The 21,019-nt window shown below is 37.1% G+C and carries 14 protein-coding genes; 4 read left to right on the top strand and 10 right to left on the bottom strand.

Features of this window, described 5'->3' with window-relative positions; translation table 11 throughout:
- Window positions 1–31: 31 nt before the first annotated feature.
- The 6 genes from KQI76_RS04835 to KQI76_RS04810 form a co-directional block, all read right to left on the bottom strand.
- Window positions 32–1,519, bottom strand: a complete 1,488-nt coding sequence (locus KQI76_RS04835; RefSeq protein ID WP_216399188.1) for a UxaA family hydrolase — start codon at window positions 1,517–1,519, stop codon at window positions 32–34.
- Complete coding sequence (locus KQI76_RS04830; protein ID WP_216399187.1) at window positions 1,512–2,969, bottom strand: tagaturonate reductase; 1,458 nt, start codon at window positions 2,967–2,969, stop codon at window positions 1,512–1,514. Before KQI76_RS04830 ends, KQI76_RS04835 begins: the two co-directional genes overlap by 8 nt.
- A gap of 169 nt (window positions 2,970–3,138) precedes the next feature.
- The gene (locus KQI76_RS04825; RefSeq protein WP_216399186.1) at window positions 3,139–3,669 is read right to left on the bottom strand and encodes an ECF transporter S component; all 531 of its coding nucleotides are present in this window, start codon (window positions 3,667–3,669) and stop codon (window positions 3,139–3,141) included.
- A 22-nt stretch (window positions 3,670–3,691) separates the two neighbouring features.
- Window positions 3,692–4,306 carry a uridine kinase family protein gene (locus tag KQI76_RS04820; protein WP_216399185.1) on the bottom strand — a complete coding sequence of 205 codons (615 nt, stop codon included), beginning with the start codon at window positions 4,304–4,306 and terminating at the stop codon, window positions 3,692–3,694.
- 569 nt (window positions 4,307–4,875) lie between these two features.
- On the bottom strand, window positions 4,876–5,604 hold the full coding sequence (locus KQI76_RS04815) for a nucleotidyltransferase family protein (RefSeq protein WP_216399184.1): 729 nt from the start codon (window positions 5,602–5,604) through the stop codon (window positions 4,876–4,878).
- 275 nt (window positions 5,605–5,879) lie between these two features.
- Window positions 5,880–7,046, bottom strand: coding sequence for a nucleotide sugar dehydrogenase (locus tag KQI76_RS04810; protein WP_216399183.1), 1,167 nt, complete (start codon window positions 7,044–7,046; stop codon window positions 5,880–5,882).
- Window positions 7,047–7,372: 326 nt separating this feature from the next.
- On the opposite strand from KQI76_RS04810, the gene KQI76_RS04805 reads away from it, so the two are divergent.
- The 4 genes from KQI76_RS04805 (at window position 7,373) to KQI76_RS04790 (ending at window position 12,891) form a co-directional block, all read left to right on the top strand.
- Window positions 7,373–8,362: an ATP-grasp domain-containing protein gene (locus KQI76_RS04805; protein WP_216399182.1), complete on the top strand. Its 990-nt coding sequence runs from the start codon at window positions 7,373–7,375 to the stop codon at window positions 8,360–8,362.
- Window positions 8,363–8,728: 366 nt separating this feature from the next.
- The gene (licT, locus tag KQI76_RS04800) at window positions 8,729–9,586 is read left to right on the top strand and encodes a BglG family transcription antiterminator LicT (protein WP_216399181.1); all 858 of its coding nucleotides are present in this window, start codon (window positions 8,729–8,731) and stop codon (window positions 9,584–9,586) included.
- A complete protein-coding gene (locus KQI76_RS04795; protein WP_216399180.1) occupies window positions 9,579–11,471 on the top strand; it encodes a beta-glucoside-specific PTS transporter subunit IIABC in 1,893 nt (630 codons plus the stop codon). The genes licT and KQI76_RS04795 overlap by 8 nt, the downstream gene beginning before the upstream one ends.
- A gap of 4 nt (window positions 11,472–11,475) precedes the next feature.
- Complete coding sequence (locus KQI76_RS04790; RefSeq protein ID WP_216399179.1) at window positions 11,476–12,891, top strand: glycoside hydrolase family 1 protein; 1,416 nt, start codon at window positions 11,476–11,478, stop codon at window positions 12,889–12,891.
- Between the two features lie 183 nt (window positions 12,892–13,074).
- Here KQI76_RS04790 and KQI76_RS04785 read toward each other — a convergent pair whose 3' ends face one another.
- From KQI76_RS04785 to KQI76_RS04770, 4 genes are all read right to left on the bottom strand, one after another.
- Complete coding sequence (locus tag KQI76_RS04785) at window positions 13,075–14,697, bottom strand: glycoside hydrolase family 13 protein (RefSeq protein WP_216399178.1); 1,623 nt, start codon at window positions 14,695–14,697, stop codon at window positions 13,075–13,077.
- Window positions 14,698–15,878: 1,181 nt separating this feature from the next.
- Entirely contained in the window at window positions 15,879–16,703 is an 825-nt protein-coding gene (locus KQI76_RS04780) for a phosphoenolpyruvate hydrolase family protein (protein WP_216399177.1), read from the bottom strand.
- A complete protein-coding gene (locus KQI76_RS04775) occupies window positions 16,704–17,942 on the bottom strand; it encodes a Tm-1-like ATP-binding domain-containing protein (protein WP_216399176.1) in 1,239 nt (412 codons plus the stop codon). It abuts the gene before it with no gap.
- 1,222 nt (window positions 17,943–19,164) lie between these two features.
- Window positions 19,165–20,622 carry an APC family permease gene (locus KQI76_RS04770; protein ID WP_216399175.1) on the bottom strand — a complete coding sequence of 486 codons (1,458 nt, stop codon included), beginning with the start codon at window positions 20,620–20,622 and terminating at the stop codon, window positions 19,165–19,167.
- Window positions 20,623–21,019: the final 397 nt, after the last annotated feature.

The raw sequence follows: 21,019 nt of genomic DNA, 5'->3' as shown, positions 1-21,019 counted from the left end.
AGTAAACCCCGCTATAAGTGGGTGAACAATATTATAAGGTAACACCCGTTTTAAAAATAGCTAGTTCCCGATAACCATTTAACTCATTTTTAGATTTCGTTCCGTTCGCAATATCAATGATATAATCAATAAACTGATCAAGTACATCTGTATTGTCTTTTTCTAAAAGCTGACCTGCATTAAAATCAATCCAGTGCGGCTTTTTCTCATAAATTTGGCTATTGGATGAGATTTTAATTGTCGGCACAAAGGTACCAAAAGGTGTCCCTCTCCCTGTCGTAAATAAGACGATATGGCAGCCAGAAGCAGCCAGGGCAGAAGCAGCAACTAAGTCATTTCCAGGTGCGCTTAATAAGTTTAAGCCTTTTTTCTTCAAGCGATCCCCGTACTTCAATACGTCCCGAACAATATCTGTTCCCGCTTTCTGTGTACAGCCCAAGGATTTATCTTCTAAAGTAGTGATCCCACCATCCTTGTTACCAGGCGATGGATTTTCATACACAGGCTGTTCATTTTTAATAAAATAAGCTTTAAAATCATTAATCATCTCTACTGTTTTATTAAAGACCTGTTCATTCTCAGCCCGCTCCATTAAAATGGTCTCTGCCCCAAACATTTCTGGTACTTCTGTTAAAACAGTTGTACCACCTTGGGCAACTAGATAATCCGAAAACTCACCTACCAGTGGATTAGCGGTTATCCCTGATAACCCATCAGAGCCACCACACTTCAATCCAATTCTTAATTCTGATAGCGGTAAACGCTCCCGATGATCATCTTTAGCAGCTTGATAAATCTCTTTTAGTTTCTGAACCCCTTCTTCAACTTCATCTGAAACAAGTTGACTAACAAGAAAACGAACACGGTCCTTATCATAGTCACCTAAATGTTGTTCAAATTCCTCCACGATATTATTTTCGCATCCTAGGCCTAGGACAAGCACACCACCGGCATTCGGATGATGAACAATATCAGACAGAATTTGTCTAGTATTCTCATGGTCATCCCCTAACTGGGAGCAACCATATTGATGTGAGAGTACCAAAGCCTGTTCAAAAGGTGCTATATCACCTAGTTCACGTTCAAATTCCTTTAAAATTTGTTCAGCAACCCCATTGACGCAACCAACAGTAGGGACAATCCATAACTCATTACGAATCCCGACCTCACCATTTTTTCTTTTATAACCGTAGAAATGCCGATCATCACGGTCAAAAGGATTTTCAACGGATTTTGGATTATATTGATAGTCTTCAATGCCTGATAAATTCGTCTTCATATTATGAGTATGGACCCATTGCCCGACCTTGATTTCAGCAATGGCATGACCAATCGGGTAACCATACTTAATGACATGATCTTCTTCCTTAATCGGTTGAATGGCAAGCTTGTGTCCTTGGGGTACATCTTCAATTAATTTAATTGATTGATCATTGACTTCCAATACTTCCCCCTGCTTCAAAGGCATAAGGGCAACAATAACATTATCTCGCTCGTGTAATTGTTTGAATTTACGCATGATTTTCAGCTCCTAATAATGAAGTTAATGCTGATTTCATTCCAACTTGATTAAATTGAATGAGCAGGTCAGCGATGCTTTCTTCAAGACCTTCTAGTTTTGTTAAATCTTCGCCATTCCACCATGATTCTTCTGATAAAACAGAGTGAACCAATGACAAGGCTGAATCTTTTGAACCGTCAAAATTCAACCATAGACTCTCAAACCGATCCAATATCTCACGATCATCTTTTAAGATCTTTTGCTCATTTCGGTAAAAATAGAGTAAGGCAGCAAAAGCAAAGACTAATTTATCTGGTAATTTTCCTTCTTTCTGATAAAACTCCAGTAAAACTGGTAGATTTCTTGTAGCAAACTTGGCGATAGAATTTAATGAAATACTTAATAGCTGATGTTTAATATAAGGATTTTCAAACCGCTCTAAGACAGAATTGGTGTAGGCTTGTAATTCATCAGCTTCCATTGGTAATGTTGTTAATACTTCATCATTGAGTAAGGCGGTCAAATAAGCATTGATCAGTGGATCATTAATTGCTTCTTCAACCGTTTCAAGCCCCATTAAATAACTGATTGGCGTCATCGCCGTATGTGTCCCATTTAAAATTTTTACTTTTCGACTTCGATATGGAGTTAAATCTTCTACAAATAGTGTATTCAAACCGATCTTCTCTACTGGTAATTGATCAGCTAAAGCTTGGTCCCCCTCGATGACCCAAAGATGATAGTGTTCAGCAACAACGATTAATTGATCCGCATAGCCAAGTTCAGCTTCAATTTCCTTAGCCTTGTCTTTTGGATACCCTGGAACAATTCGATCGACTAAACTATTACAAAATTGATTAGCTTGCTCGATCCAAGTGACAAATTCTTTAGGTAAATCCCATAAATCAGCATATTGTAAAATACATTTTTTCAACTGATCCGCATTATTCTCAATCAATTCACAGGGAATGATCGTCATTCCCTTAGTATCATCTCCGTTAAAGTGAATAAACCGCTGATAAAGAAAAGCAGTTAATTTACCAGGAAAAGTTTTAGGAAGTTCATCCGTTAAGAGATCCTCTTGGTCAAATACAATTCCTGCTTCAGTTGTATTCGAGAAGATAAATTCCAATTCTGGAGCTTGTGCTAAGGCAAAATAGTCATCTTTTTGTTGAAAGGGATTAATTACACGACTAACAGATTCGATGATTTGTTTCTCCCTAACAGCTTGCCCGTCTTTCATTCCTTCTAAGATTAAAGTATACAATCCATCTTGTTGATTAATTACATCACCTAGGCCCTGTTCTAATGGCTGTACAATCACAACACTCCCATTAAATAGCCCAGCTTTATTCAACTGATCAATTTGCCAATCGACAAAGGCACGCATAAAGTTACCTTCACCAAATTGCAAAACACGTTCTGGATAGTTCGTTTTCTTTACTTCTTTTGCTGATAATTGTTTCATTTTTTCTCCTCCAAAAAATTAATCGCTTAACGCTTTATTTAATTAAGTTAATAAAGTGAAACTTCTTTAGTATAGAGCTAACAGTCAGCCAACCTGCGAAAAAACAGTAAGACTTTTTCTTATCTCCCCTAGCCTTACAATAAATGAACAAGCAAGATCGAATGATCTCTTAATCTTCTATAATTAAGTTAGCCTGTCTTAAGGCATGAATAATCGGGGGAATCAATAGAATCTGAATGATGATACCTGGTAAGGCAGTGACAAATCCACCCGCAATAAAGGCCTCCATCCCAAATGGCATACCCGCCATTCCAAAGAAGATTGAGTTAAAGATCCCATAAACAACCCTACCACCAAGCATCGCACCAAGCAGTGACAGAATAATCTTGCCGTTTGTTAATTTATATAAGACCCCTGTTAATAAACCATAAGCGGCTAGTTCAAACATCATCGAAACACCGACAGGAAACAGTGGTGGCATACCTGTTAACAGAAAGGTAAGCGGGGGTAAAATAAGACCCGTTATCGCACCATAACGCCCTCCTGCTACATACCCACAAATAAGAACAGGTATATGCATCGGAAGTAGCACTGAACCTACGTTAGCAATCGGTAACATTCTAGCCAGTGGGGGTAAGATAAGCCCAATAGCAATACATAAAGAGACAAAAACCATTTTCTTCGTCCGTTGATTTGGCATCACATTTCTCCTCCAAATTTTTTTATAAATTTGATGTATCCATCACCAGATCAGCCACTTGCTCAATGTCTAATCTAGTAAAATAGTTTTCTTCTAAAGGAATCCAACGATCAATAAATTGTTTAAGTTTTGCTTCACCTTCCCTAGATAAAATTCGTGCCAATTGAACCTCACGCTCAACCTTTAGAAAGAGTGTCCAATCATAAAACGGTTGTAGCACAGGATGTAGTGCATAAACACCCTCGACGATATTAAGTTGTTTGGGGACAACCTCTATCGGATCATCGTAAGCCCATGTTCGACAATTATAGCGTTGATAAGCAATTGGCTTTCCTTCTTTTAATGGCTCCATGACTTCTGTCAAGAATCGCTCATAATGTACATTCCCTCCTGGTTCATTTAGGCGAGAATTCGTTTTCATTTCTAAAGGAAGAAAAAAATCATCCATATGAAAAACCTGACAATCATATTTACCAGACAATATATTTGCCAAAGAGCTCTTACCACTACCAGCTGTTCCATCAATAGCAACGATAATCGGGCGATCATGGCGCAGTAATGTTTCTATTCTTTCAAAAATAACTGAGTAAAATTCTGCTCCACTTCTACTCTGCTTGGTTTGCTTTGAGCTAGTCATCGTACTCACCCCCAAATCGCTTAATTCATTTGACAAACCACAGCCAACAGGAAAGACACTTCTCGATCCACTAAACAGAATAAGCAAGTTTTCAGCGCAATATTCCAAGTCTATGCAGATCGATTATGTAAAAAACTTAAATAAACTATATTGTTTGTTTACCAAACAAACTATTGTTCAACTCCTATGATAAACATAAATACGGATAATTTCAAGAAAAAAGTGAAATGTTTTTTTGCTTCGAATAAGATCTAATTGATAAAGTGAATCTCCTCCCAATCTAAGCCATCGAAAAAGTAAACGACCAAAAAATCAACTACCTACTCATCAACATTTTTAGGATTAAATTTGTTTTATCCCCCACTTTGACAATTAAAAACAAATAAATATCTTGTCAAAATTGAGCTTGCAATTTTTTAAAAAAACCGGACTTTTCGGTGCCCTCGATCAATGGATGTTTTTCCACACTCCCTACTTGGTGTGAGATGAGCAAATCAGGTCTTGACCTCAAATAAAAAAAGGGACTCATCGGTTATCCACCAATAAGCCCTAGCTTTATCATTTATATCTCAATATAACTCCTGTACTTTAAGATAACTCTCAATTGTACCGATATCATGTCTTAAACCTTCAAATCGATAAGCAAAGACGGATTTATGTTTAATTAACCAGGGAATCAAATGACCAGGCGCATCTGGATTATTACCTTCATTTAGATATTGCTTAATCAGTGGTAAGGTTTCCCGTTGATAAATATAAAAAGGTGGGCCAGCTAAATGGGTCTTCGGTACTTCTGGCTTTTCCTCGAAAGAAATTACCTGATGATTTCGATCGACTTCAACGACTCCCATATGTTGAAGTTCAGCTGGATCATTTAATTCATGAACAGTAATACAATCGGACTTGACCTTTTTGAAAAAGGCAACAAAATCTTTTAAACTAAAATCAAATAGATTATCACCAGCAAGAACGATAAGGTCATCTTCAATTTGCACCTTGTCAATCACATATTGGATATCAGCTATAGCTCCTAAGCGATTTGCATTTGTTGTCGTATGATCATTGATTACCGTTACTTTTTTGTCCCCTTGGTAGCCCTCTACCCATTCTGAAAAACTCAAAGCAAATTTCTCATTGGTCACGATAAAGACTTCATCGACTTCTACCACTTCCTCAAGTTTTTCCATGATATGATTCAGAATTGGCCTACCACCAACTTCTAATAAGGGCTTCGCTTTATCTTTTGTTAGTGGATAAAGTCGAGTTGCATAACCTGCCGCCAGTATAATTGCCTTCATTATTTTCACCTCGTTAAGACATCTTACGCCTATGATTAACCCATTCGATCGATTTTTTATGAACTTAGTAAATGACATCAAGCTTCACTCAATGGGCAGCTGGCCTAGAGGACCTAGGCCATGCAGATGTTACCACAGGACCTAGTGGATCTAGTCTGCCTTCCCTTGAAGCCCACTGACCGGGACTGGGACTGCGGTTACTCGTCCCATCGGAGACATTTACGGTTACTCGTCCCACCGAAAACATTTGCGGTTTCTCGTCCCAGCGATCACAATCAATCTCTACTAAATAAATCTCTTGTATAAACTTTATCCTTAACATCTGTAATCTCTTCTGTTAATCGATTGGCAACGATCACATCAGAAATCTGTTTGAATTCATCAAGGCTTTTAATCACACGTGAATGATAAAATGTTTCTTCTTCTAACACAGGCTCATAAACGACCACTTCTACTCCTTTTGCTTTTATCCGCTTCATAACACCTTGAATAGCAGATTGTCTAAAGTTATCAGAACCTGTTTTCATTGTTAGACGATAAATACCAACAATCTTTGGCTTTTTAGCTAAAATCTGATTAGCAATATGATCCTTACGGGTACGGTTGGCATCAACAATTCCTTGGATAATATTGTTAGGGACATTCTCATAATTAGCTAACAATTGCTTGGTATCCTTCGGTAAGCAGTAACCACCATAACCAAAAGATGGATTATTATAATGCCCTCCAATTCGCGGATCAAGTCCAACCCCTTCAATAATTTGTTTCGTATTTAGACCACGGACTTCTGCGTATGTATCAAGTTCATTAAAGTAGGCTACGCGAAGAGCTAAATAAGTATTGGCGAAGAGCTTGATAGCTTCCGCTTCTGTTGAGTCAGTAAATAATACATCAATATCTTCCTTCAATGCCCCTTCTACGAGCAAATCAGCAAATTGGCGGGCACGGTCTGATTGTTCACCAAGAACAATTCGTGACGGATAGAGATTGTCATAGAGTGCCTTCCCCTCCCGTAAAAACTCTGGTGAGAAGATAATGTTGTCTGTTTTGTATTTAGCCTTTATTTCTAATGTAAAACCAACAGGTACAGTTGATTTTATGATCATCGTTGCCTGAGGATTAATCGCCAACACATCCTCAATCACGCTTTCCACTGTACTTGTATCAAAATAATTCTTCTGTTCATCATAATTCGTTGGTGTCGAAATAACGACAAATTCCGCTCCTTCATAGGCCTCTTGCGGGCTTGTTGTTGCGGTCAAATCTAAATCCTTCGTCGCTAAAAACGTCTCGATCTCTTCGTCAACAATTGGAGACTTCTTCTGATTGATTAAATCCACTTTTTCCTGAATAACATCTAAAGCATAGACTTGGTGATTTTGAGCAAGAAGCACTGCATTAGATAAACCAACATATCCTGTACCTGCCACTGCAATTTTCATTATATCCACCTTCCTGTTCTTTTGATCTATATCCTCTCTTATTCTAACACTTTTTTAATCTTTACCTAAACAACATTTCTAATCTTTCTTTCCACTCCAACTTCGACAAATAAATCATCAACAACCCGTAAAAGTACAATTCGTTCATCTAACACACAGTAAATTAGAACCCCCCCACTTAGTAAGAGTTCACTTTATCTACACACAATCAACTATATTTTAGCATATATTAAGCCGCTCAACTAGCAAGTGTTTAACGTTGCTAACTATTCAAGAGGCATGATAACATATCTATAGTGAACAGCAAATAGAGAAAGGGGATCCAGATGAGCAGAAAATATTTTGACGTTGTCGGAAGAGAATTGACCAAAACTAATGAATTAATCGTACATGAAGCTATAAAACGCGGGGTGCAAATCGATATTCTACCCGAACAACAATTTAAAATGTCACATGAAAATAATAGTTACTTAGTTAAAGGGGGTACCGTGTTACTTGCTTATAATTCACCGTTTGCAACGATGACAATGGATATGAAAGAAGTAACAAGCAGACTCTTTAGACGACACGGATTTAATACCCCAGAAAATGCTGTGTTCTCAAATAAAGATATCGACAGGGCGTGGAATTGGGCCGAACCCATTTTACCCGTTGTTATCAAACCATATGACGGCATGATGGGCAACTTGGTATTCGTCAATATTGATAATATCGATGAATTCAAGAAATGCTTTAACAAAATTGCAGAATTACATGATGAAGTACTAATTGAGCAATTTGTCGAAGGCGATGAATATCGCTTTACTTTTGTCAATGATGAAATTGTTGGCATTGTCAACCGCATACCAGCAAATGTAGTCGGTGATGGCAAGCACACTGTCAAAGAACTCATCGAATTAAAAAACAAGGAAAGAATAAGTAGCGGAAATCCAATCCACAAACAATTACAAATGGATGAAGAAACTGAACGCGTGTTAGAAAAACACGGCTATACTTATGATGACATCCCAGCAAAAGATGAATTCATCTACTTAAGAGATAACTCCAATGTCTCAACCGGCGGAGATGCAGTAGAAGTAACAGATTTAATCAGTGATGATATTAAAGAATATATTAGACAAGCCATGATGTCAATTCCAGGCTTAACAGCTTGTGGAACAGATGTCCTAATCAACGGTGATGAAGTACAAATCATCGAAGTTAATACCTTCCCAATGATCACTCTTCACCACTATCCATGGAAAGGTGAACCAAGAGATGTGACAAGCAAAATTGTTGATGGGATGTTTCCAGGTACAGTAAAGGAATCAAAGTAAATATTGTAGGATAAACTAACTGAAAGAATGATTCAATTATCTAGGGTATGGTGTCAAGACTTTACCCGGTAACTTTTTCTATCTCCAGTTACCAAATCCAACACTTCCTAACGTTTCATTTCCTACAATTAAAAAAGTAAGCGACCTTCTATTATATCCTTAATAGTAAAACAGGTGGCTATATCACCTAAAAAAGTAATTATAAAAGCCTTGATTTTTCTATATTACTGTGATAGGATGATCTCAAATTCAATTATTAGGAATTGTAACTAGTCATGTAGGCAACACCCTAAATTTTGTCGCGCAGCATTTATTTGGTGCGTAACATTATTTTGGGTGTTTTTTGTATTTAAGGAGGGGGTTTTTATGCTGATAAAGAAGGTTTTTAATAATAACGCTTTATTAGCGGAAGATAATAAAGGTCATGAAGTTATTTTACTAGGTAAAGGGGTTGGTTTTTCAAAAAAGGCCGGTGATAAAGTCGATCAAACTAAAGTGCAAAAACGATATATCTTTGATAAAACAGAGATCAACAAGGAAGCTTCTGAACTATTCAAAGATATTCCGATAAAACATATTGATTTATCTCGTACAATCTTCAATATGGCTCAGGAACAAATGAAGGTAAAGTTAGATCACAATATTTTAGTTGGCTTAACGGATCATATTTCCTATGCGATTAAGCGCTATGAAGAGAATCAAAAAATTAATAACGTACTGCTTTGGGATATCAAGAAGTTTTACCCTTTTGAATTTAAATTAGGCATGATTGCTTTAGACATGATTTATTATTCTACGAATCTAAAGATGGATGAGGATGAAGCTGGTTTTATTGCCATGCACTTTGTCAACGCCCAATACAATACTGAGAGCATCGAACATACTGCAAGAATCGCAAAAATGGTCGAAGATATTTTGCAAATTGTTGAATTCCATTATCAGATAACATTAGATAAATCATCACTTCCTGTTTTAAGATTTGTCACTCACATTCGATTTTTTGGCCGCCGCCTTTACACGAAAGAAATCTATGCGACAAATGATCATCAATTATATAATCAATTACGCGATAAATACCCTCATGCCTATCGTTGTACAATCAAGGTTAAAAAATATTTAGCCACCAATTTTAATGTCACTATTACTAATGATGAATTTGTTTATTTCATGCTCCACATTAATAACGTATATCAAAGAGAAAGAGGCGAAAAGAACCATGAGTGATTATAAACAACTCGCAACAGAAATAATTGAACTTGTCGGTGGATCTTCTAATATTCATTCGGTTGTCCACTGTATGACAAGACTCAGATTTAAATTAAAAGATTTGAAAAAGGCAGATGCTGAGAAAATTAAAAATCTCGATGGCGTACAGCAAGTAATCATCCAGGGGGGTCAGTTCCAAGTCGTGATTGGCGCTGATGTTTCCAAAGTATTTACTGAAATTACAAAGATGGAGATTCAAGGTGCTGGCGAAAGTGCTGACGATGATAGTGATGGCGAAGAAGGCGGAGAAAAAGAATCTATATTAGATCGGGTGTTAGGAACCATTACAGATATCTTCCAGCCAATTATTCCTGTCATCTCAGGATCTGGTATGATCAAAGCCCTATTGGCCATCCTAACGGTATTTAATCTTGTGGATACAGAGGGATCCACCTATATTTTATTATCAACTTTTGCAGATGCAGCCTTCTACTTCTTGCCGATTCTATTAGCGGTCACAAGTGCAAAACGATTTAAAGCTAATCCCTTTATCGCTGCAGCCATTGTCTCAGTCTTAATTCACCCAAACTTTACTGGCTTAGTTGCAGGCGAAGAAGCGATTACTTTTATCGGTCTCCCTGTTCGTGCAATCGGGTATGGCGCTGCCGTAATTCCACCGATCTTAATTGTTTGGATGCAAGCCTATATTGAGAAGCTTGCTAATAAAATAACACCAAACACGGTAAAAGTTTTTATGTTTCCAATGATTACGATCCTATTAACCGCACCATTAGGATTAATCGTATTTGGACCTTTAGGTGCCATTATTGGTGACGGTTTGTATTATGTCTTTGAATTCTTTAATAATGAAGCAAGATGGGTCATCCCTGTTCTTATTGGGACATTTACCCCACTATTCGTTATGACAGGTATGCATTTAAGTTTTATGCCAATTCAACTGACTCAATATGCGACACTAGGCTATGGGACACTACTTGGACCTGGTATGCTTGCTAGTAATATTTCCCAAGCAGGTGCTTCATTTGCTGTCGCTCTTAGAACAAAAGACAAAAAAATGCGTGCATTAGCTACATCATCAGGAACCACAGCCTTATTTGGTGTTTCAGAGCCAGCCCTATATGGGGTAACGATGAAATTAAAACGACCATTACTCATGGTCATGATCAGTGGGGGAATTGCTGGCCTGTGGGGTGGTTTGACGAACATGCGAACTTATGCAAGTTCCGTTGCCGGTATAACTGCCCTACCCGTATACATTACCGATGACTTAAGCAATGTAATTAATGCTGTGATCTGTATCATTATCGCTTTCATCGCTTCATTTATTCTTACCTTTTTCTTTGGAATGCCTAAAGAAGGTAGCGAACAAACTTCAGAGTATGAGCCTAAAGCAAGTGAAACAAATATGACAAACGCTGAATCATATCAAGTAAATTCACCTTTAAGCGGTCAAATCACTGATATTACAACAATTAATGATGAAGTGTTTTCAAAAAATATTATGGGTAAAGGTGTCGCCATTCAACCTAATGATCCCACTGTATACGCCCCATTCAACGGCGAAGTAAAAGTTGTTTTTCCAACCAAACATGCAATTGGCTTACAAAGTGATGACGGGGTAGAACTAATGATCCATGTGGGAATCGACACCGTTGAACTTGAAGGAAAATACTTTGAATCATATGTAAAGGAAAATCAAAAAGTAGTGACTGGAGATAAACTCTTATCATTCGATCTTGATAAAATTACTGCCGAAGGATACGAAATTGTTACACCAATTATCATTACCAATAGTGACCAATATGCTGATATCATCTTTGAACCAGTTGGAAAAGTAGCGAATGGTCAACCCCTAGTAAAAATAATTAACAAGGAGGACTGATAACATGCAACGATTCCCAACTGACTTCTTATGGGGTGGAGCAACAGCCGCTAATCAAACAGAAGGCGCATGGAACACCGAAGGAAAAGGACCATCCATTCAAGATTATTTACCAGAAGGTGCAATAAAGGCACCTTCTGCAACCATAAACGAAAATAATCTAAAATTGAACGGAATTGATATGTATCATAGATACAAGGAAGATATTGAATTATTTGCTGAAATGGGATTTAAAGTGTATCGATTTTCAATCGCATGGAGTCGAATCTTCCCTAAAGGTGATGAAGAAATACCGAATGAACAAGGCTTAGAATTTTATGACAAGCTCATTAATGAATGTATTAAACATAATATCGAACCACTTGTGACCTTTTCACATTATGAAACACCTTATCATCTCTCTGTCACCTATGATGGTTGGAAAAGTAGGAAGTTAATCACCTTTTTCGAAAGATATGTCACCACCCTTTTCAAACGATACAAGGGAAAAGTGAAGTATTGGCTCACCTTTAATGAAATTAACAGCCTATGGCACTTCCCTTATATGGGGGCCGGTGTACAGACACCAAAAGAGAACTTAACAAATAATGACCTATTTCAAATCGCTCATAATGAATTGGTCGCTAGTGCCTTGGCTGTAAAAATCGGTCACGAAATTGACCCAGAAAATAAAATAGGCAGTATGGTATTAGGTTTAACCAACTATCCAAGAACTCCTCATCCAGATGATATGATCGCTACAATGGAAAACGGTCGAAAAAACATGATGTTAACGGATGTCCAAATGCGAGGATACTATCCAACCTATGCAATAAAAATGATGGAGAGAGAAAATATCATCTTGGATTCGAAACCGGAGGACTTTGACCTATTAAAAAACACATGCGATTTTCTTTCATTTAGTTATTATATGTCTAAATGCATCGCTAAAAACCCTGAAAGCTACGAAAAGGGAAAGGGGAACTTAACCACTGGTGTGAAAAATCCCTATCTAAAAGAATCCGAATGGGGATGGCAAATTGACCCTCAAGGCTTAAGATACACATTGAACATGTACTATGAAAGATACCAAAAACCATTATTCATCGTTGAAAATGGCTTAGGAGCAAAAGATCAGTTACAAGACCAACCAATTAATGGCTATTATGTTGAGGATCAATATAGAATTGATTATTTAAACAATCACTTAATAGAGGTTTCAAAAGCTATCCAGCTAGATGGCGTTGACGTTTTAGGCTTTACCTCTTGGGGTTGCATCGATTTAGTCAGTGCGTCAACTTCACAAATGAGTAAAAGATATGGATTCATCTATGTTGACCGAAATGACGACGGAACAGGGACTTTAAAACGATACAAGAAAAAATCCTTCTATTGGTATAAAAAAGTGATCGAAACAAATGGTGAGAGTTTAACGGAATGATCACAACTGGCTTCTCACTTATCCTAGATTAACAGGGAAAGGGTTCATTTATCCTTCATTAATGTGAAAAACACCGCCCCTATTTATTAGATATTTTACAAAAAGGGAACGGTGTTTTTCATATTGTTCACGGCAATGTCTCTAAATCGCTTAGTCTATCTCTAGTTAACTTTCACTATACGGTTATTTCACTTTGACAACAAATGCTTGCCATGGTCGTAAAGTGATCTCTCTTAAAGTCGTGATCTTTTCTTTATCATTTTGAATGATTACTTCTTCTATTTCATCTTCTGAGATAAAAGGCTGTTCTTCATTTGAGAAATTCGTAACGATTAACCAGCATTCCCCTTCATATTTTCGATAATAACTAAAGACCTGATCAACTGTATCGACTAATTCAAAGCTTCCCCAAACCATAATTGGATTGTCCTTACGCAATTGGATCAAGTTTTGATAAGTGTAGAAGATCGAATTAGTATCGTTCAAGGCTGCCTCTACATTAATTTCTTTATAATTCTCGTTCAAGGCAATCCACGGTGTGCCACTTGTAAATCCACCTTGTTTTTCCCCATTCCAAGCCATTGGACGTCGAGCATTATCACGGCCCTTTGCATTAATTGAATGAATAATTTCCTCTTTTGAATATCCCTTTTCCAGGCGCTCATTATACATATTGATCGTTTCAATATCTTCAGCCTCAGAAATATCACGGATCGGTGTATTGGTCATCCCAATTTCTTCTCCTTGATAAATATAAGGTGTACCTTTCATCATGTGCAATAAAATCGCCAACATCTTTGCACTTTCTACACGATAATCCTGATCATTCCCCCATCGAGAGACCATTCGTGGCAGATCATGGTTATTCCAAAACAGGGAGTTCCAACCTTCATTCCCTAACTCAGTTTGCCATTTCGTTAGAATCTCCTTTAATTGGGCAATATCAACTGGCTGCAAATCCCATTTTTCTTTTCCAGGTTGCTGATCTAAACCAATATGTTCAAATTGAAAGACCATCGACAATTCTTTCCGCTCTGGATTCGAATACAATTTAGCAATTTCCGGTGTTGCCCCCCAAGTTTCTCCCACAGTCAATAAATCGTGATTACCAAAAGTCGCCTGATTCATTTCTTGCAAAAATTCATGGAGACGCGGTCCGTTACCTGTGATTTCTTCTAATGGTTTTTTCCCTACTAAATCAATCACATCTAATCGAAAACCACCAATACCTTTCTCAATCCAGAAGTTCATCATCTCATATACTGCTTGTCTCATATCATCATTTTCCCAATTCAAATCCGGTTGCTTTTTGCTAAATAGATGTAGATAGTATTGCCCACTCTCTTCATCAAATTCCCAAGCCGAACCAGAAAAGGTTGAACGCAAATCATTAGGTACCCCACCATCTTCTGCCGGATCCGCCCAAACATAATAGTCACGATAAGGATTATCTTTACCTTTCTTCGCTTCAACAAACCATTGATGTTCATCAGAAGTATGATTGACCACCAAATCCATAATGATTTTGATGTTGCGTTTATTCGCTTCTCTTAAGAATTCATCCATATCTTCCATTGTCCCGAACTCATCCATAATCGCTTCATAATCAGAAATATCATAACCATTATCATCATTCGGTGACTGATAAACAGGGGATAACCAAATTGCGCCAACCCCCAACTTTTCCAAGTAATCTAATTCTTCAATCATTCCTCTAATATCTCCAATACCATCCCCATTACTATCCTTGAAACTACGCGGATAGATTTGATAAACAACGACTTCTTGCCACCAATTTTTCTTCATCAGATAATCCCCATTTCATTTGTTAAAACTTATTTTAATGTTAAAACATATTTTAATAGAATCGTCCGTTATGTAATGAATGTTTGAAAAAAATGTATCAATAGGACATGTAGATAGGCTATACTATTCATAACAATGCTAAGCGTATACCACAAGCCTTATGGATAATACTACCACAGATATAAGGCAAATAAAACTGCAAACAGATAACAAAACAAGACGATTAAAAATAGCTTAGGCAGGATATCTTTATATAAATGTAGAAGATAATTAATAGTAATAATTATGACCATATTCATATTAAAATTTAAATTAATGATTATCCCACAACCCAACTATATTAATAAATAGACATTAAACTACTCACCACTTAATCTCTAACAAAATTTGAAGTAGCATATGCCTGAAAACCAACTTAATAACTAAAATGTGCGAACCTGAAGTGCTCATGAATTCCCCTGTCGGTTCGCACAAAAAATTTTTATATTAATACAAGTATTCTTTGACTTTTAACTTGTTCTTTGAATAGCAAAAGTGATACGATACAATATATGGTATGTCAGAAATACTTTTCACAATATATCGCAGTCACTCCCGATACTAGGAGTGTGGATTGAAATGCCCAATTAAATATCAAAACAGTAACAATGATTTAGTCACTCCCTGTATTGTGAGTGTGGATTGAAATTGCAACGCTGTCATTTTTATTTTCCCCCTTCTTGTCACTCCCTGTATTGGGAGTGTGGATACCTTAAGTCCTCTAAACTAGCGCGTGAAAGGCACCCTACTTTATATTACATGTGAGGACTAAAACTCCACCCTTTCTCCTGCAGATTTACTACCAAAAAGCACAAGGTAATTGGATAGCTTTTCACTATTTAGTGATTATATATTTCTTTTGGCTACTAACCTTATAAACACTGTTTATATATAGAATAGTAGATTTAATCATTTTAATAATTAGAGGGCTTTTAATCTGAAACTTTGTTTAGAAAACAGAAAGGGTGAGGATCAATAGACTAATCCTTATGACTTTTTCTATTATTTGGTTTCCTTTTATTTTTTTAGTTATTCCATGATTTTTTTGCTTACACCTTTAAAGCTCCGTTCATTTTCATCTAATATCCTTATTATATCTTAAAAAAAGCAAGCATCCCTTGAGGACACTTGCCTATCTGTGTTTATTTCTTAATTTGCTTAAATGCCTCAGCCTGCTCACGAATTCCCTTTTCTGCTGCAAACCGTTCAATACTTGAAGCACCGAAAAATCCTACGATGCCATCGACACGTTGGATGACATAATCAGCATCTTCAGGTTCAGCGATCGGACCTCCATGACAAATCACCATAATCTTAGGATTAACAGATCGGCCTGCTTCGACAATTTTTTGTATGCGTTCGACACAGTCATCAAGTGTCAAGGCCGTCTGTGCACCAATGGTTCCTTTTGTCGTCAATCCCATATGGGCGACTAATATATCAGCACCTGCTTCGGCCATTGCTTTCGCTTGTTCTTCATCAAAAACATAAGGTGTCGTTAACAGATCCAATTCATGAGCCTTACGAATCATCTCTACTTCAAGCTCATAACCCATACCGGTTTCTTCTAAGTTTTGACGGAAGACACCATCGATCAAACCCACTGTTGGAAAGTTTTGAACACCAGCAAATCCTTGATCTTTCAATTGTTTTAAAAATACATCCATCACACGGAAGGGATCCGTACCATTGACACCTGCTAAAACAGGGGTATCTTTAACCACTGGAAGTACTTCACTCCCCATTTCAGTTACTATCTCATTAGCGTCGCCATATGAGAGCAAGCCCGCTAAAGACCCACGGCCTGCCATACGATAACGACCAGAATTATATATGATTAGCATGTCTGCTCCGCCTGCTTCACTACTTTTGGCCGTAATTCCTGTTCCAGCCCCAACACCTAAAAGAACATTTCCTTGAGCGACTTCTTCCTGGAATCTTTTTAAAATTTCTTGTCTCGATAACATTTACTTGTCCTCCTCATTTGAATCAATCATTTGAATCAGTATTTCCGCAGCTGCTTCAGCAAACTTCGGATCATTTACATCTGTCTCCATTTCTTTCACAGTTACACGTTCAGAATCAATATGTTGTTTGAGTGTGTCAAATAAAACTTGATCTTCTTCAGGTCCATAAAAGGCTTGTCCTTCCACATCTAACCCGGAGAGCCCTTTTAGCGGTAACATTAAAGTTGTTTGGCCTTTTGCCATATTTAACTTTTGGGCAATCATTTGACCAATTTGTTTATTCTCTTCTTTAGTCGTACGCATTAAAGTTACAGTTGGATTATGTTTGTAAAATTTACGTCCAGCAAATTTCTTCGGAACAGATTCATAAGGGCCAAAATTAGCCATATCCATTGCCCCAACTGATACCACTTGTGGCACATTTGCTTTAGCTGCAGCCTCTAGACGGTGGGGACCTGCATTCAGAACGCCACCAATCAGTTCATCGGCCCATTCCGTTGTTGTTATATCAAGCACACCTGCAAAAAAACCTTCCTCTATTAAATTTTCCATCGTTTGACCACCTATACCCGTTGCATGAAAGATCAACACTTCATAACCCCGAGCTTCCAAATAACTTTTAGCATGATTTATACAGGGCGTTGTTAAGCCAAACATCGATGCAGCAATAAGTGGTTTCTTATGATCAATCGATTCAACCAAAGCCTTATCTTGAAAATCCAACATCCCAGCAATCGCAAAGGCCGCCTGACGGAAAACCTTAGTAGAAATGATATTTAAGCCTGCCACATCAACTATCGAAGGAATCATCACCAAATCACTCGTTCCAATATAAGGCTGAGTGTTACCTGATGCAACCGTTGACACCATTACCTTTGGAACACCGATTGGCAAAGCCCGCATGCCTGGTGTGACAATCGAAGTCCCACCAGTACCTCCAAAAGAAAGAACCCCATCAAATTTACCTTGTTCATACAAGTCAGGCAGTAACCTTCTCATCCCTTCCGCTAAAATTCTTGTCGCCTCAGCACGATCCTTCTGCCTGGCCAGTTCTTCAATCTTCACACCTGCCGCCTCAGCAACTTGGGCATTCGAAACATCCGCCTTGATCTCTGACGGAAATACACCTGTATTGATTAAAAGTGTATCAAATCCCAGTGATTCTATGACCTCTTTAACATATGAGAACTCTTGTCCTTTTGAATCGAGAGTTCCAGCTAAAGCAATCGTCTTAGCCAAGTGAATCTCCCCTTTCAATATAATTTGTAATATTTTATCCTTAGGATGGTTATTTGTGATAAGGGCTATACATACTTATTTAAAAAAAGGGTAACGATTCTGATATATAAAAGGGATGTCATAGATGATTTTTGGAGGGTGATTTTAAATGACATAATTTCTTTTTAAATTTGAGGTTAATCAACTATGAGGTGATAGTTATAGGCTAAAACATTATCGCTCAATATTTGTTGATAAAACTGTTCAAAAATTAATGAGTGAAAAGGAGTATGCGGATAAAATCTTAGATCAAAAAGGATTAGGAGGAAGGCGGTGTATACTTATGAATAAAATCTTCTAACCATGAATCTGTCAATTCTTTCTCTAGTAGGATCTTTACTCCTTTAGTTTGGCTAATGTAATAATTTTTGTAAGCTTTTGCAGCGAATGATTTATCATCATTGCAATGCGTTGTTATGAAATACCGTCCGCTTCTAGCTTAAATATTTTTCGATATGGGTAGATAAAAAAACTCCTATATACTTGATGCCATGCAGCTTTTTATCGCAGTGCAACTGTCAGTAAGACTCCCACTACAAGAATTCGAAGGAAACTAAAAATTGTAAGGGGAGATCAACTGACAGTAACGGCCCGATTGGTTCAAAGGCATTTAGGTCATACCCTTGTGGTATTAACAAGTGTTTTCAGTGGGACGAGTAACCACAGTCCCAGTCCCAATCAGTGGGGGATAGGGGAAGGCAGACTAAACCAACCACGTCAACTGGTAACGTCTGCTTGACCTATGTTCTGTAGGTTCCCCCAGTGATTAAAGATTCACTTTATGGGCATGCACATTCAGTATAGGAAGTTTTTATTATTTTAGTACATTTCTGATACAATAATCATTTTTCAATTACACTTTTCCTCACCCATTAGCTTACAAGCTCGATTCCTTCGAAAATGAATCAAGTACTGTTGAAAGGGTAAGCCCATTTTCTCTTTTTAATAGAGTACTTAATTAAGTCCTTGATAGTTTCATAGTTTCTGCCAGCTTATTTAGAGTGACTTCCTCATTAGCCACGAACACATTAAAATCAGCTATCAAGGCAAAGCCCAATGCATCTTCTGATTCACAGCGATTGCAATTCACAATACACAGCAAAAGAATATCCCTACATTGCAACAGAAGCTGGAATGACTCGAAATATATCTCTTGTTGTTACTGTTCTGAATTATGATACTTCTACTTTCCGTTTATAAATTTCACGCCATCTTCACCTAGGATCAAATAATCCAACTCTTCTTTTGGAATCGTATTTAAATCTTTACGTTTAGTAATATATAAGATAATACCAATTATCACCCATACAATTAAAGCGACTCTAGATTCTACCCCGAGATAAGCTGGTGAACCAGGTATTAATAATAAACCAAGAAAAATAATACTAGAAAGTACTCCAAATCCTGCGAAAACCTTTTTTATTAAAAAGCTAGTTTTTCCAGACTCAATTTCATTTGATTGATTACCACGAAACATATAGTATGCCGTATAACATGTATAAAAATAAGCAATTGTTACACCTACAGAGGACATATCAACAATCCAGGTCAAAGCTTGTCTCCCCAACCAGGGAGCAATCATGGATACAACGACAGTAAAAATAATACTAGTATACGGTGTCTTATATTTAGGATGCAGGCTCGAAAACGCAGCTGGGATGAATTTTGCACGAGACATTGCAAATAATAAACGACTAGTGGAAACTATAAAACCATTTAGTCCAGTGAAAATTCCCATCGTGAGGGCAATCACCAAAATAACAAGACCTACTGTACCTAATAATCTCTGAATAGCTATTCCAGTTCCCCATAGATGACCTTCCCTGGCCAACTCTTCCCATGGACTAGCCATAGCTGTTGACAAAATCATCAAGCTATATAGTAATGCTGCAAATGCAAGAGCTATAATAATCAACCTAAATGCTTTCTTAGATGAAAAATCAAACTCTTCAGCAGCTTGTGGTATATTATCAAACCCTACATATGCCCATGGTGCAATAGCTACAATTGACAATATTGCACCTATTGTAGTCGTTTTGGAAGGAAATAAAGGCTGAATATTAGCTAATCCAGCTTCAGAATGAATGCCAGTCATCAGGGAAATAACAACAACCGCACCAACCATTACAACACAGAAAATAAATTGGATTCTACCTGAAAAGCTACTTCCCCTGATATTAAAATATCCAAAGATTATTAATGCAAGGGTGGCAATAATAATCTCTACAAGATAAACATCCCAACCTGCGATTTCGTACATAAAGAAGTTCTCCAAAATATTAGGGAAAACATATTTAAACATTAAAGCAAGTGCAGATGCGTTTAAAGCAACTATGCATGTGTAACCTAGAGTTAAAAACCAGCCACTAATGAATGCATGCGTACGTCCTAGGCTGTAGTATGTATATGCAAATTCTCCTCCAGAAACGGGAAACATATTTATTAAAAAGCCATAGCTTACAGCAATTATCATCATCAATAAAGCACCAATAATAAAGCCTATTATTGCACCCATTGGTCCAGATGTTGACATCCAGTTTAATGGTTGAACAAAGGCACCCCAACCGATTGAAGACCCAAGTGCAATTGCCCATACCCAATGTGGTTTTAATGTTTTTCCTAAAGTGGTCCTTTTTTTCAATTACTTCACCTTCTATTCTTTATTTAACAACAATTATTTTAAATCCAAATTTCTTTTCCACGATTACTAAAATAACACACATATATATTATTTTGGAGATATTTTTTAAAAAAAGTATTTTTTATTCAATTCCTAAGAACGGATAGTTTAGATTAGAAGGATAACTTTAGGATAATCAATCATTTAATTAAATCTGCATAAATCACTTATCCAATGTATATCTCTTCTAACTATTATCTATAAAATAATTCTTACAATTTTATAAAAAACCGAACTAATGTAACTGCTAAACTAAAATAGTCAGTTATTGCTCAATAAGATTGAACACTTTTCGATCAAATATACGACCATTCATAGTATGATAGATTCATTGAAATTTATCAGATTTGGATGGTGC

Origin of the sequence: Amphibacillus sp. MSJ-3, from assembly GCF_018919165.1 — a bacterium.
Lineage (GTDB): Bacteria > Bacillota > Bacilli > Bacillales > Amphibacillaceae > Amphibacillus.
Note: the sequence above shows the minus strand (reverse complement) of the source record. Positions and strands in the feature narration are given on the sequence as shown.

Coding starts and splice junctions, on each gene's coding strand:
- KQI76_RS04835 (WP_216399188.1), bottom strand. CDS start 1,519: ATGCGTAAATTCAAACAATTACACGAGCGAGATAATGTTATTGTTGCC.
- KQI76_RS04830 (WP_216399187.1), bottom strand. CDS start 2,969: ATGAAACAATTATCAGCAAAAGAAGTAAAGAAAACGAACTATCCAGAA.
- KQI76_RS04825 (WP_216399186.1), bottom strand. CDS start 3,669: ATGCCAAATCAACGGACGAAGAAAATGGTTTTTGTCTCTTTATGTATT.
- KQI76_RS04820 (WP_216399185.1), bottom strand. CDS start 4,306: ATGACTAGCTCAAAGCAAACCAAGCAGAGTAGAAGTGGAGCAGAATTT.
- KQI76_RS04815 (WP_216399184.1), bottom strand. CDS start 5,604: ATGAAGGCAATTATACTGGCGGCAGGTTATGCAACTCGACTTTATCCA.
- KQI76_RS04810 (WP_216399183.1), bottom strand. CDS start 7,046: ATGAAAATTGCAGTGGCAGGTACAGGATATGTTGGTTTATCTAATGCA.
- KQI76_RS04805 (WP_216399182.1), top strand. CDS start 7,373: ATGAGCAGAAAATATTTTGACGTTGTCGGAAGAGAATTGACCAAAACT.
- licT (WP_216399181.1), top strand. CDS start 8,729: ATGCTGATAAAGAAGGTTTTTAATAATAACGCTTTATTAGCGGAAGAT.
- KQI76_RS04795 (WP_216399180.1), top strand. CDS start 9,579: ATGAGTGATTATAAACAACTCGCAACAGAAATAATTGAACTTGTCGGT.
- KQI76_RS04790 (WP_216399179.1), top strand. CDS start 11,476: ATGCAACGATTCCCAACTGACTTCTTATGGGGTGGAGCAACAGCCGCT.
- KQI76_RS04785 (WP_216399178.1), bottom strand. CDS start 14,697: ATGAAGAAAAATTGGTGGCAAGAAGTCGTTGTTTATCAAATCTATCCG.
- KQI76_RS04780 (WP_216399177.1), bottom strand. CDS start 16,703: ATGTTATCGAGACAAGAAATTTTAAAAAGATTCCAGGAAGAAGTCGCT.